Consider the following 353-nt stretch of genomic DNA (forward strand, 5'->3'; position numbering starts at 1 on the left):
ACCAGAAATTGTCAGCGCATCACGGACATCAATATTCACCTTGCCTGCATTGCCACGTCCCGCAGGTTGTCCATCTTTGGCTTGACGAACTATGGTTTGAATTTGAGAGCCATTGAGTAAAGATAGTGAGCCTGCTTGAATCTTTACCTCACCACCCTGTCCGACTGCTCCATTTTCCACATTGTTGAAAATATTACCACCATCAAGTGAGATAGAATCCTTTGCTTGCACAAATATCTTTCCTGCATCTCCGGTTCCAAAAGTGTTAGCAGTTAGTTCAGCGCGATCGCTTAAGGAGAGCATCCCTGTTTTGATATTGATATCACCACCCTTACCAATTGCTCCCTCACCTA

Annotated in this window: 1 pseudogene; it reads right to left on the minus strand. The window is 44.8% G+C overall.

Going from position 1 to position 353, the window contains the following annotated elements:
• Nucleotides 1–353: pseudogene (locus ACEYW6_RS36740) on the minus strand (hypothetical protein); the annotation flags it as partial.

It is taken from the genome of Nostoc sp. UIC 10607, assembly GCF_047228265.1.
Classification (GTDB): domain Bacteria; phylum Cyanobacteriota; class Cyanobacteriia; order Cyanobacteriales; family Nostocaceae; genus Nostoc; species Nostoc foliaceum_A.